General features: G+C 70.1%; 11 protein-coding genes. 7 read left to right on the top strand and 4 right to left on the bottom strand.

The features are described 5' to 3' along the window. The first annotated feature begins 118 nt into the window (after window positions 1-118). The 3 genes from ACZ4EG_RS35705 to ACZ4EG_RS35695 all read left to right on the top strand — a co-directional run bounded on the left by ACZ4EG_RS35705 (window position 119) and on the right by ACZ4EG_RS35695 (window position 3,470). Window positions 119-934, top strand: coding sequence for a DUF3558 domain-containing protein (locus ACZ4EG_RS35705; protein WP_467793540.1), 816 nt, complete (start codon window positions 119-121; stop codon window positions 932-934). 118 nt (window positions 935-1,052) lie between these two features. After that, entirely contained in the window at window positions 1,053-1,967 is a 915-nt protein-coding gene (locus ACZ4EG_RS35700; protein ID WP_453559312.1) for a DUF3558 family protein, read from the top strand. A 183-nt stretch (window positions 1,968-2,150) separates the two neighbouring features. Further along, window positions 2,151-3,470 (top strand): DUF2637 domain-containing protein, encoded by a 1,320-nt coding sequence (locus ACZ4EG_RS35695; RefSeq protein ID WP_467793637.1) that lies wholly within the window; start codon window positions 2,151-2,153, stop codon window positions 3,468-3,470. Between the two features lie 87 nt (window positions 3,471-3,557). Here the strand turns inward: ACZ4EG_RS35695 and lysS are convergent, their stop codons facing one another. Further along, entirely contained in the window at window positions 3,558-5,297 is a 1,740-nt protein-coding gene (gene lysS, locus ACZ4EG_RS35690; protein ID WP_467793539.1) for a lysine--tRNA ligase, read from the bottom strand. 132 nt (window positions 5,298-5,429) lie between these two features. Between lysS and argS the strand changes: the two genes are divergently transcribed. Further along, window positions 5,430-7,199: an arginine--tRNA ligase gene (gene argS, locus ACZ4EG_RS35685; RefSeq protein WP_453559306.1), complete on the top strand. Its 1,770-nt coding sequence runs from the start codon at window positions 5,430-5,432 to the stop codon at window positions 7,197-7,199. A gap of 30 nt (window positions 7,200-7,229) precedes the next feature. Here argS and ACZ4EG_RS35680 read toward each other — a convergent pair whose 3' ends face one another. Further along, entirely contained in the window at window positions 7,230-7,652 is a 423-nt protein-coding gene (locus tag ACZ4EG_RS35680; RefSeq protein ID WP_467793538.1) for an ATP-binding protein, read from the bottom strand. Window positions 7,653-7,765: 113 nt separating this feature from the next. On the opposite strand from ACZ4EG_RS35680, the gene ACZ4EG_RS35675 reads away from it, so the two are divergent. The 3 genes from ACZ4EG_RS35675 to ACZ4EG_RS35665 are packed head-to-tail and all read left to right on the top strand — an operon-like array spanning window position 7,766 to window position 9,597. Then, on the top strand, window positions 7,766-8,590 hold the full coding sequence (locus ACZ4EG_RS35675; RefSeq protein ID WP_467793537.1) for a helix-turn-helix domain-containing protein: 825 nt from the start codon (window positions 7,766-7,768) through the stop codon (window positions 8,588-8,590). Further along, entirely contained in the window at window positions 8,587-8,829 is a 243-nt protein-coding gene (locus tag ACZ4EG_RS35670) for a DUF397 domain-containing protein (RefSeq protein WP_467793536.1), read from the top strand. The genes ACZ4EG_RS35675 and ACZ4EG_RS35670 overlap by 4 nt, the downstream gene beginning before the upstream one ends. A gap of 42 nt (window positions 8,830-8,871) precedes the next feature. Next, window positions 8,872-9,597 (top strand): DUF4253 domain-containing protein, encoded by a 726-nt coding sequence (locus tag ACZ4EG_RS35665; RefSeq protein WP_453559298.1) that lies wholly within the window; start codon window positions 8,872-8,874, stop codon window positions 9,595-9,597. A 24-nt stretch (window positions 9,598-9,621) separates the two neighbouring features. Here the strand turns inward: ACZ4EG_RS35665 and ACZ4EG_RS35660 are convergent, their stop codons facing one another. Both ACZ4EG_RS35660 and ACZ4EG_RS35655 read right to left on the bottom strand, forming a co-directional pair. Beyond that, window positions 9,622-10,827 carry an aminotransferase-like domain-containing protein gene (locus ACZ4EG_RS35660; RefSeq protein WP_467793535.1) on the bottom strand — a complete coding sequence of 402 codons (1,206 nt, stop codon included), beginning with the start codon at window positions 10,825-10,827 and terminating at the stop codon, window positions 9,622-9,624. A gap of 422 nt (window positions 10,828-11,249) precedes the next feature. Then, the gene (locus tag ACZ4EG_RS35655) at window positions 11,250-12,578 is read right to left on the bottom strand and encodes a helix-turn-helix domain-containing protein (RefSeq protein WP_467793534.1); all 1,329 of its coding nucleotides are present in this window, start codon (window positions 12,576-12,578) and stop codon (window positions 11,250-11,252) included. Window positions 12,579-12,657: the final 79 nt, after the last annotated feature.

Below are 12,657 nucleotides of genomic sequence, written 5' to 3'. Positions count from 1 at the left end.
TGGGACCGGCGTCCACAGCAGTGCGTGCGATACACATTGTCTTCAGGGAGCGCCCCGCTGCGGCAAGCGATTAACCAGCGGGGACACTGGAGGACCCACCGTCGAGAGGAGCCTGCCCGTGCAGCGGAAGGCATACGTAACCGGCATCGCCGCCCTCCTGGCGGCTCTGCTGGCCGGCTGCACCGGAGGCTCGGACGGAAGCAGTCCGACGGACAACGCGAACCCCGGCGAGCCCGGCACGGCCACCGTCGCCGCCCAGCCCGGCAAGTACCGCACGCTTCCGGAGCCCTGCGGCGCTGTGAGCCACGACACGCTCGACTCCCTGCTGCCCGGCATCAAGCAGATCACGGACCCGGACCAGCGGGACCGCGCGTACCGGGGCGAGGCGACGCTGACGTACGACACCGACCGCAAGGTCGGCTGCCGCTGGAAGGTCGAGTCCGCCGACGCCACCGATCATCTGCTCGTCGACTTCGAGCGGGTCGTGTCCTACGACAACGCGATCAGCGACGACAACGAGGCCGAGCAGCTCTTCGCCACCAGGCAGACCGCGGCCGACCTGCCCGCACCCAGCGCGTCGACCTCCTCGCCGACACCCACGGCGTCGGCGTCGGCATCGGCATCGGGTTCGAGCGACCCCAGCCCGTCCTCGTCCTCGTCCTCGTCCGCCTCCACCGAGGCCGCCGCGGCCGACCTCCAGCCCCGCACCCTCGACGATCTCGGCGACGAGGCGTTCCTCGACGACCAGCTGAGCAGCTCCGGTTCGACGGCCGAACAGCGAACGGTGACTGTGGTGTTCCGCACGTCCAACGTGATCGTGACCATCCAGTGCGACGAGCAGCCGACGGCCCTCGGCACGGTCCCGGACAGCAAGGAAATGCAGGACAGGGCCCGGAATCTGGCCGGACGGCTGGACGACTCGCTCAACGGCTGACGGCCCCGCCGACCCCATCGGCGGCCGTCCGCAAAGCGCGTGAACCGGAACCGCACAGCTCACTCACCGCGTACCGTGGCCCCTCGGACCCGATCCGACCGCAGGAACCCCGAGCGTCATGAGTGAAGGAACCATGCAGCGAGCAGCCCAGCGAGACGACCGAGACGACCAGCGCGACCGGCGAGCGGGGCGACTCCGCCGCGTCCTTGTCTGCGCGGCCGCCGTCCCCGTGGTGTTCGTCGCCGCCGGCTGCTCCTCGGACTCCGGCTCCGACGGCAGCGGCAGTGGCAGCGCCGGGCAGAGCGCGAGCGCCGACAGCTCCGGCAAGGGCTCCGCGAGCGCCTCGCCGACCGTGCAGGCGGCCAGGTACCAGAAGCTGCCGAAGGCGTGTGACGCGCTCTCGAACAAGACTCTGGGCGAACTGGTACCGAAGGGCTCGAAGTCGGGCAAGGAGGGTACATCGGATGATGTGGACTCCCGTGCCAGCTGCTCCTGGAACAGCCTCGACAGCAACGGCGTGAAGGGCTCCCAGTTCCGCTGGCTCAACGTCTCCCTCCTCCGCTTCGGCTCCGATGTCAGCCGCGGCTCGGGCGAGAGCCAGGCCAAGGCGTACTACACCAAGCAGGTCCAGGGCGCCCAGGGCGTGACCGGCGCCAAGAACTCACAGTCGGTGCCGGTCTCCGGCGTGGGCAACGAGGCAATGGCGGTGCGCTACGACCTGAAGAAGAAGGAAGGCAGCTTCAAGCAGACGACGGTCGTGGCACGCGTCGAGAACGTCGTCGTCACCCTCGACTACAACGGCGCGGGCCTGGCCGGCGAGTCGACCCCCGACGCCGCCGACCTGACGAAGGACGCGGAGAAGGCGGCCAAGGAGGTCGTAGCCGCCGTGACCTCGGCGAACGGCACGGGCAGCGGCTCGGACGCGGGCACGACGAAGCCCTCGCCTTCCAAGTCGGCGTCGAAGCCGGCGGGCGGATCTTCGTCGAAGACCGCGAGCGCCTCTCCGTCGAAGTCAGCGTCCAAGAAGAGCTGACCGTCACACCTGGCACACAACTCCCAGCTCAGCCACGCTTTTTGCCGGAGCCCGGCCCCCTCGGGGACCGGGCTCCTGGCAGTCCGACAACGCGTTCGCCGCACTCATGTGCCACCCTGTTGCGCGCAACAACACGCAAGGGGAGGGGAGTAACGGGTGGCCGCGCCACTGCAGCTGACTCGGATGCACCGCGTTCTCATCGGCGTGGTCGTGTCCGGCGCCGTGATCATCGCCGGCATCGGCTTCGCCGGTTCGTACGCCGCCGTCCGCGAGCTGGCTCTCAAGAAGGGCTTCGGGAACTTCTCCTACGTCTTCCCGGTCGGCATCGACGCGGGCATCTGCGTCCTGCTCGCCCTCGACCTGCTCCTGACGTGGATCCGGATCCCCTTCCCGCTCCTGCGCCAGACGGCCTGGGTCCTGACGGCGGCCACGATCGCCTTCAACGGCGCGGCCGCCTGGCCGGACCCGCTGGGCGTGGGCATGCACGCGGTGATCCCGGTCCTGTTCGTGGTCGCCGTCGAGGCGGCCCGGCACGCGATCGGCCGGATCGCCGACATCACCGCCGACAAGCACATGGAGGGCGTCCGCCTCACCCGCTGGCTGCTCTCCCCGGTGCCCACCTTCCTGCTGTGGCGCCGTATGAAGCTGTGGGAGCTGCGCTCCTACGAGCAGGTCATCAAGCTGGAACAGGAACGCCTCGTCTACCAGGCCCGCCTCCAGGCCCGCTTCGGCCGGGCCTGGCGCCGCAAGGCCCCGGTCGAGTCCCTGATGCCCCTGCGCCTGGCCCGCTATGGCGTCCCCCTGGCGGACACGGCCCCGGCGGGCCTGGCGGCGGCGGGCATCGAACCGGCCCTGCTGCCTCCGGCGCCGGCGCAGTCCACCGGAGCGGGCGCACGGGAACTGGCGGCGGCGGACGCGGTCGACGCATCCGCCATAGCTGCGGGCAGTCGTGCCGCTGGGGCGGCGCCCGTCCCACAGAACGCGGCACCCTCCAGCGAGCAGCGCCCCGAGTTCGCCAACCGGAACGCCGGGCACCCGGAAACGCAGGCCGCCGACGACCAAAGCCCCTGGTTCCAGTCGGTCGACCCCCAGCAGATCCCCTACTACGGCGACTACGACCCGGCCTACGACCCGGACCAGCAGTACGCCCAGTGGTACGCGGAACAGCAGCAGGCCGAGCAGTACTACCAGGAACAGGGCCAGGAGCACGAGCCGCAGCAGTACCAGGAGCCCTCTGGGGAGGAGACCGGCAGCTTCCCCATCCCGGTGGGCCCGGGCCGCACCCGCGAACTCGGCGAGGGCGGCGGCTCCGAGCCGGACGAGGAGGCCTACTACCAGGTCTTCAAGCAGTCGATCAACGGCAGCTACCCGACCCCGCGCGAGTTCGGCGAGAACGTCGACGCGGAGTTCAGCATCGCCCTCCCGGTGGAGGAGGCCAAGCGCATGGTCAACCGCTTCACGAACCGCTACAACGCGGAGCTGGAAGAGGACCACATCGCGTAGGAAGCCGTACGAGCACAAGAAGCCGTACGACGACAAGAAGAGGGGCCCTCAGCCGAGGGCCCCTCTTCTTCACATCAGTACGCCGTCCTACTCCCCGAGCAGGGCCCGCACCCGGTCCTGCCCCACCGCCAGCAGCAGCGTGGGCAGCCGCGGACCGGTGTCACGGCCGACGAGCAGGTGGTACAGCAGCGCGAAGAACGTCCGCTGGGCGGTCTTGATCTCCGGCGGCAGCTCCTTGGGCGTGGCGTCGGCGGCGAACCCGGCCTGGACCTTGGGCACGCCGTACACGAGATGGGTCAGCCCGTCCAGGGACCAGTGCTCGGCGAGCCCGTCGAGCAGCAGCCGCAGCGACTGCTGGGAGGCCTCGTCGAGGGACTTCAGCAGCTCGACGTCCGGCTCCTCGCGCACGATGGTCCGCTGGTCGGCGGGCACGTGCGTGTTGATCCAGGCCTCGGCCCTGTCGTACCGCGGCCGCGCCTCGTCCAGCGAGCCGAGCGGGTCGGCCGGGTCGAGCTCGGACAGGATGCGCAGCGCCTGGTCCTGGTGGCCGGCGGTGATGTCGGCGACGGAGGCCAGCGTCCGGTACGGCAGCGGGTGCGCCGTCTTCGGCAGCTCGCCGCCCGCCGTACGCACCGCGCGCGAGTGCGCGGCGATGTCGGCCGGGAGGGCGGAGCCGTCGGCGACCTTGCCCTCCAGCTTGTCCCACTCGTCGTAGAGCCGCTGGATCTCCTGGTCGAAGGCGATCTTGAACGACTGGTTGGGCCGACGACGGGCGTACAACCAGCGCAGCAGCTGCGGCTCCATGATCTTCAGCGCGTCGGCCGGGGTCGGCACCCCACCGCGGGACGAGGACATCTTGGCCATGCCGGAGATGCCCACGAACGCGTACATCGGGCCGATCGGCTGCTTGCCGTCGAAGATCCCGACGATCTGGCCGCCGACCTGGAAGCTGGAGCCGGGCGAGGAGTGGTCGACACCGGAGGGCTCGAACACGACCCCTTCGTACGCCCACCGCATCGGCCAGTCGACCTTCCAGACCAGCTTGCCGCGGTTGAACTCGCTGAGCCGGACGGTCTCCGAGAAGCCGCACTCGTTGCAGGTGTAGGCCAGCTCGGTGGTGTCGTCGTCGTACGAGGTGACCGTGGTCAGGTCCTTCCCGCAGTTGCCGCAGTACGGCTTGTACGGGAAGTACCCGGCGGCGCCGGAGCTGCCGTCGTCCTCGCTCGCCGCGCCGGAGCCCTCCTCGGCCTCCAGTTCGGCCTCGTCGACGGGCTTCTGGCCCTGCTTCTTGGCCTTCGGCTTGGTCCGGTACTGGCCGAGGATCGCGTCGATGTCACCGCGGTGCTTCATCGCGTGCAGGATCTGCTCGCGGTAGACACCGGAGGTGTACTGCGCGGTCTGGCTGATCCCGTCGAACTCCACGCCCAGCTCGGCCAGCGACTCGACCATGGCGGCCTTGAAGTGCTCGGCCCAGTTCGGGTACGCGGAGCCCTTCGGGGCGGGCACGGAGGTCAGCGGCTTGCCGATGTGCTCGGCCCAGGACTCGTCGACACCGGCGATGCCCGCGGGCACCTTGCGGTAGCGGTCGTAGTCGTCCCAGGAGATGAGGTGGCGCACCTGGTACCCGCGGCGCCGGATCTCGTCGGCGACGAGGTGCGGGGTCATGACCTCGCGCAGGTTCCCCAGGTGGATGGGGCCCGAGGGCGACAGCCCGGAGGCGACGACGACCGGTTTGCCCGGGGCCCGACGCTCCGACTCCTCGATGACCTCATCCGCGAAACGGGAGACCCAGTCGGTGGTCTCGGTGCTCTGAGCCACGTTCGGCACGTCCTCTTGTCCTGGAACTCTTGATGGACCTCCATACTCCCAGACCGACCCGTGACCGGGAAAACCGCTTTACCTCCCATGGGATACTGGCTGGGTCTATCCATCCCCACGAGGAGAACGGCACCCATACCTATGGCCCCGGTCACGTCCCTCAGCGACTCAGTCCAGCAGCACCTCGCGACGGCACTCTCGGCAGCCCTGCCGGACGCCGGCTCCGCGGACCCGCTGCTGCGACGAAGCGACCGGGCCGACTTCCAGGCCAACGGCATCCTGGCGCTGGCCAAGAAGGCGAAGGCGAACCCGAGGGAGCTGGCCACGCAGGTCGTCTCCCAGGTCGTCACAGGTGACGTGATCAAGGACATCGAGGTCTCCGGCCCCGGCTTCCTGAACATCACGATCGGCGACAGGGCGATCATCGAGACCCTGGCCGCGCGGTACGCGGACACGGACCGCCTGGGCGTGCCGTACGCGGAGCAGCCGGGCACCACGGTGATCGACTACGCCCAGCCGAACGTGGCCAAGGAGATGCACGTCGGCCATCTGCGCTCCGCCGTGATCGGCGACGCGGTGGTCCACCTCCTGGAGTTCACCGGGGAAACCGTCGTCCGCCGGCACCACATCGGCGACTGGGGCACCCAGTTCGGCATGCTCATCCAGTATCTGGACGAGCACCCGCACGAGCTGGACCACAAGGCCGACGACGTGAGCGGCGAGGAGGCGATGTCCAACCTCAACCGCCTCTACAAGGCCGCGCGGGGTGTCTTCGACTCCGACGAGGAGTTCAAGACGCGCGCCCGCCGCAGGGTGGTCGACCTCCAGGCCGGCGAGCCGCGGACGCTGGCCATGTGGCAGAAGTTCGTGGACGAGTCGAAGATCTACTTCTACTCCGTCTTCGAGAAGCTGGACATGGAGATCCGGGACCCGGACATCGTCGGCGAGTCGGGCTACAACGACATGCTCGCCGAGACCTGCCGCCTGCTGGAGGAGTCGGGCGTCGCGGTCCGCTCCGAGGGCGCCCTGTGCGTCTTCTTCGAGGACATCAAGGGCCCGGACGGCAAGCCGGTCCCGCTGATCGTCCAGAAGTCGGACGGCGGCTACGGCTACGCGGCCACCGACCTCTCGGCCATCCGGGACCGCGTCTTCAACCACAAGGCCAGCACGCTGCTGTACGTGGTCGACGTCCGCCAGTCGCTGCACTTCCGCATGGTCTTCGAGACGGCACGCAGGGCGGGCTGGCTGAACGACGGCGTGACGACGCACCAGCTGGCCTTCGGCACGGTCCTCGGCAAGGACGGCAAGCCGTTCAAGACGCGTGAGGGCGAGACGGTCCGGCTGGAGGACCTCCTCGACGAGGCGGTCGAGCGCGCGACGACCGTGGTCCGGGAGAAGGCCGAGAAGGTGGGCCTGTCCGAGCAGGAGATCGTCGAGAACGGCCGGTACGTCGGCATCGGCGCGGTGAAGTACGCCGACCTGTCGACCTCCGCGGTGCGGGACTACAAGTTCGACCTGGACCAGATGGTGTCGCTGAGCGGCGACACGTCCGTCTACCTCCAGTACGCGTACGCCCGTATCCAGTCGATCCTCCGCAAGGCCGGCGAAGCCCGCCCCGCCGCCCACCCGGAGCTGGAACTGGCGCCCGCCGAGCGTGCCCTGGGCCTGCACCTGGACCACTTCGCGGAGACGGTCCTGGAGGTGGCGTCGGCGTACGAGCCGCACAAGCTGGCGGCGTACCTGTACGAGCTGGCGACGCACCTGACGAAGTTCTACGACCAGTGCCAGGTGCTGAGCACCGAGAACGCGCCGGAGGTCGTGGAGAACCGCCTCTTCCTGGTCGACCTGACCGCACGCACCCTGCACCGGGGCATGGCACTGCTGGGCATCCGGACACCCGAGCGCCTCTGAGGCGACGCACGAAGTCGACGGCCCCGACGGTCACTGGTGACCGTCGGGGCCGCGGTCATTTGCGAACTCCGCCCACACCAGTTTCCCCAAGTCCCGCTCCCCCACGCCCCACTTGTCGGAGAGCGCCGCCACGAGCAGCAGCCCACGCCCGCCCTCGTCCGCCTCGTCGGCGACCCTCGGCACGCCGGGCCCGCTGTCGTGCACCTCGACGCGCAGGACCTCCCCGTCGTACCGGAGCCGCAGCAGGAAGCCCCGCCCGGCCGGTACCCCGTGCACCAGCGCGTTGGTCGCCAGCTCGCTCACGCACAGCGACACGTCCTCGGCGCGTTCCCAGTCGTCGAGTCCCCAGTACTTCAACGACCACCAGGCGAACCGCCTGGCCGCGGGCACGGATCGGCGGTCACGGCCGTAGAACTGGTCGCGCTGGTGGGGAAGTTCGGTTTCGACGTTCACGAGACGAAGGTCGCGCAGAGTGACTAGCGTGGATCACCGAGTGAGCCCGTACAGATTATTTGTACGGGTTCGTACGGGGTCGCGTAAGGGCAGGCGTGGGGAGTTGGACCCGCATGAACTCCAGGAAGCTTCCGCGGAAGAAGAACCTCTCGGCCATGAAGATGCTGGGCGCGCAGCTCGCCACGGCGCGCCGGGCGGCCGGTTTCACGCAACGCGCGCTCGCCGAGCGGCTCATGGTGGACGAGGAGACGATCGCGTCGATCGAGCAGGGCCGACGACCACTGAAACGGGACCTCGCCGAGCTGCTGGACGAACTACTCGACACCAAGGGCTTGTTGAGCGCCGGAGTGGACAACCTGCCGGAGATCGACCAGTTCCCGCTGTACGCCGAGCAGTACATGGCGCACGAACGGGAGGCCATCTCCCTGTCCTGGTACGACGCGCTGGTCGTCCCGGGCTTGCTCCAGACCCGCGAGTACGCCCGCGCGGTGCTGTGCGAGCGGGTACCGGCGTACGACGAGGACGAACTCGCCACCAAGACGGAAGCCCGAGTGGCACGGCAGGAGATCCTGCAGCGCAAGTGCCCGCCGACGATGAGCTTCGTGGTGTGGGAGCCGGTGCTGTATCTCGGCTTCGGATGCGAGAAGGTACGCAAGGACCAGCTCCGATGGCTGCGCCAATGCGCCGAACTCCCCGGGCTGTCATTACAGTTCCTGTCGCGCACCTCCGCGCACGCGGGAGTGAACGGGCCCTTCACCCTGCTGGAGACACCCGATCACCAGCACCTCGCCTACACGGAGGGCCAGCGCGGCAGCCAGTGGGTTTCTGACCCGGATGAGGTGTCCATCCTGGCGCGCAAGTATGCGATGCTGCGGTCACAGGCCATGTCCCCTCAAGAGTCGAAGGGCCTGCTCAACCGCCTGCTAGGAGACACATGAGCACCGCACTTGAGTGGTTCAAGTCGAGCTATAGCGGCGATGAGGGCGGTCAGTGCCTCGAAGTCGCGTACGCGTGGCGGAAGTCGAGCTACAGCGGCAGCGAGGGCGGCCAGTGTCTCGAAGTCGCCCCCACCCCCCACACCATCCACATCCGCGACTCCAAGAACCCCCCCGAAACCGGCCCAACCCTCCAGGTCAGCCCAACCAGTTGGACCGCCTTCACCACGTCCCTCAAGTAGCCCCCGGGGCCACTGTCAGTGCCTGCGCCTACAGTCACTGGCATGGCGACTCTTCCCAACCCGCTGCCCACACTGGCGACCGACCCGAGCGGCCGCTCGCTGGGGCTTCAACTCCCGCCTGGGCGTGTGATCGACGAGCTGTTGTGGTACGCCGACGGCCCCGCGGCGCTCAGCGGCTGGGCCGCGCTCCAGCGTGCCCCACGGAAGGCCGGACTCCTCCCGCTGCTCATAGACGCCGGTGGTGAGTTGGGCGGCCCGGAGAACTGGGAGCTGCTCCCCGAGGAGACGTCGTACCCGGGGGACCACGACGCGGAGGAGGTGCTGGCCGAGGCGTGGGACGAGTGGCCAGGACTCGCGCCGGCCGGGACGCACGGGGTGGACCCGGAGGCGCGGGCGGCCGAGGCGGTGGCGGCTCTGTTGGAGGCGGCTCCCAGGTCGGCGGACCACCGGCTGGCCCTCGTCCCGGCGCGCCGTTCCGCCGATGTCCCGGCGGCCTTCGGCTGGACCGGCCCCCTCAACTACGAGCCCGACGTGGCCCGCCTCTGTGCCGTACTGCGCTCCTGGGAGGACCGCTTCGGCACACGTGTCATAGCGCTCTCCTACGCCCGGCTGACCGTCTCGGTCGCGGCGCCGCCCACCACACCGGCCGAGGCGGAGGCACTCGCGGTCGAGCACTTCGCGTTCTGCCCGGACGAGTCCGGCGAGGACCTCCAGGCCTACGCCAAGCGCCTGGTCGGCGCCCACACCTGGTCCTTCTGGTGGGACTGACCCGCCGGTGAGCCGCCCGCGGCTTCAGATGCCCAGGCCCCTGGCCAGTCTCCGCAGGCCCTCGCCGATTTCCTCGGGAGTCTGGGTCACGAAGCACAGGCGCAGGGTCGAGGGGTCGGGGGCCGCGGCGTAGAAGGGTGCGCCCGGGACGTATGCCACGTCCTGCTTCACCACCTGGGGGAGCAGGGCCGTGGTGTCGTACGAGTCCGGGAGGCGGGCCCAGAGGAACATGCCGCCCTCGGGGCGGTTCCAGGACGAGCCGTCCGGGAGGGCTTCGGGGAGTCCGGCGAGCATGGCGTCCCGGCGTTCGCCGTAGACCGCCCGGACCTTCGCCACATGGGCGTCCAGCACGTCCAAGTAGCGTGCCGCGGCGAGCTGGTTGAGTGTCGGGGTGTGCAGGTCCGCCGCCTGCTTGGCGACCGCGCAGGCGCGCAGCAGTTCGGCGGGGGCGCGTAGCCAGCCGAGGCGCAGGCCCGGTGCCATGACCTTGGAGAAGGAGCCCAGGAGGACTGTGCGGTCCTCGGCGCCGGGGTGGGTGGCGATCCACGGCACCCGCTCGCCCTCGTAGCGCAGTTCGCCGTACGGGTCGTCCTCGACGATCCACAGGCCGTGCCGGGCTGCCGCCGAGGCCACGGCCGCGCGGCGGGCGGTGGGCATGGTGCGGCCGGTGGGGTTCTGGAAGGTCGGGACGAGGTAGAGCAGCTTGGGCCGCTCGCGCCGTATCAGTTCCTCCAGCGCCGCCGGGTCCACTCCGTCGTCGTCGCCCGGCACGGCCACCACCCGCGCGCCCGCCAGTCCGAACACCTGAAGTGCCGCCAGATAGCAGGGGCTTTCGACCAGGACCGTGTCCCCGGGGTCGAGCAGGGCCGTCGAGAGGAGCGAGAGTGCCTGTTGCGAGCCGGTGGTGATCAGCAGGTCGTCGGGGGTGGTGGGCAGCCCCTGTGTGGAGATGCGGGTCGCGAGTCCCGCGCGCAGCGTCGGTTCGCCCTCCGTCGTGGAGTACTGGAGCGCCCGCTCCGGGACCTGGGCCAGGACCTGGTGGAACGCGGCCGCGATCCCCTCGCGGTCGAACAGTTCCGGTGCCGGCAGACCGCCCGCGAAGTTGATCACCTCGGGGCGGGCGGTGACCGCGAGGATGTCCCGCACCGGCGAGCCGCCGACCGTACGGGCCCGCGCGGCGAGCGGCGGGACGGGGACGGTGGAGGAGGCGGCGGGCTCGGTGACGGTCATGGCAATGGCTCCTTCGGCAGGCTGCGCGTATGGGTCCGTGCCCGCAGCCTAGGAAGGTAGCTGCTTCCTACACCCTTGATTCCGCGATCCGGACACGTCCGCACGTCCCGGAACGCCGTCCCAGAGGTATTCGTTTCCGCAGGTCAGACGCGTGGTCCCGGTTCAGGCGTCCCGAATCCCCCGCGGAAGGTGGCGAACGGCCCGGATCTCCTCGCAGGCTGGGGGCACACCGAGCGCCGTTCCGCATACGCCCCCCCTCGCGCCCAGGAGCCCCCCATGCCCCCACGCCCCCTCGCCGCCGCAGCACTCGCGCTGGTCGCCGTGTTCACGCTCTCGGCCTGCCAGGACGGCCAGGGCATACGCGACGAGGGACCCTCCTCCTCGGCCTCCCGGCACGCTCCGGCGCACACCGGAACGTCCTCTCAGAACTTGGTCGTCCCCTCGTCGACCCAGCCCGAGCCGCCCAGCGGGAACTCGTAGGCGGGCCGCCCGTTGTTGCCGCTCGTGCGGAACGGCCTGCCGTGGTCGTCGATCCGCAGCGTGCCGTGGCGGGCGCCGCTGGACCATTTCAGCTCCAGGTACCAACTCACGTCGTACGCCGAGGCGTCGGCCCTGATGTAGTAGACCTCCGGGTCCGACTCGCTCACCTTGAACGGGAAGTTCCGGTGCCCCGCCTCCGGGACGACGGCGGGGCGCGCCGCGTCCAGGGCGACGGTGAAGGAGCGGGTCGGGACGCCACCGCCGCAGCCGACGCCCGGATAGCCCATCGCGTAGTCGTTCCAGGCGAGGGGCGAGCGCTTGTCGCTGCGAACGGTCAGACTCTCGACGACCACGGTCTCCTTGCCGGTGCCCTGCACGGTGAGCGTGACGTACTGCTCCCCCGAGGAGACGGCACCGTGCGCGGCCACCCAGGCCGTCGCGTCGTTCTCGGTCGGCGGCGGGGCGACCTTCGTCGGCGGCCGGTCGATCAAGTAGCGCTGGTCGCAGGGGCTTTCCCAGGTGTAGGGGTGGGTGGCGACGGTGAGGGGCGGCGCGGTGGCGGTCTCACCGGCCCCGGCCTTGCCGCGGGCGCCCGGCTGATCCCGCTCGTCCGTCGCGGAGGAGGAGGCGGAGGCAGAGCGCGAGGGTGAGGCGGACCCGGTGGCCGACTCGGACGGCGAGGCGGTGCCGCCCGGTGTCTTCGCGGAGTGTGCGCCGTCCGCGGTCCCGCCCTGTGCCGAGGCCGCCGCGACGGGACCGCCGTGCGCGCCGTCCGAACCGTCCGACGAGAACTTCACCGCCAGCGTGACCGCACCGAGAACGGCGGCGACCGCGATACCGGCGACGAGGGCGGTGCGGGTACGACGACGGGTGTCCGTACGGACCGAGGTCACCGGTTCCCGGAACTCCTCGGGCCTGTCCGGCTCCTCCGCCCCCTCTGCCCCCTTCGGCTTCTCCGGCTCCCGCGCCTCCTCCGCCTCCTCCGGCACGGAGCCCGCCGGAGCCGCCTCCCCCTTCCGCCCCCGCATCGCATCCGCCAGCACCCAACGCCGGTGCAGCTCGACCAGTTCCTCGGGCGCGGCCTTGCAGAGGCGGGCCAGCCGTTCCACGGGGGCGTAGTCCGCCGGTACGGCATCCCCGTTGCAGTAGCGGTGCAGCGTCGACGTACTCATGTGGAGCCGCTTGGCCAGCACGCCGTAGCTGAGCCCCGAACGGTCCTTCAACTCCCGCAGCAGCTCGGCGAAGCCGCCGCCGACAGTGCTGTCCGGCACTGTTCCTCCATCCCCGGTGTCCCACTCCCGCGTTCCAGAGAAGGACTGTTTGCGCAGGTCAGAGCCTGTATGGCCATTC

It is taken from the genome of Streptomyces sp. NPDC025638 (assembly GCF_055558775.1).
This window is presented reverse-complemented; position numbering and strand designations above follow the sequence as displayed.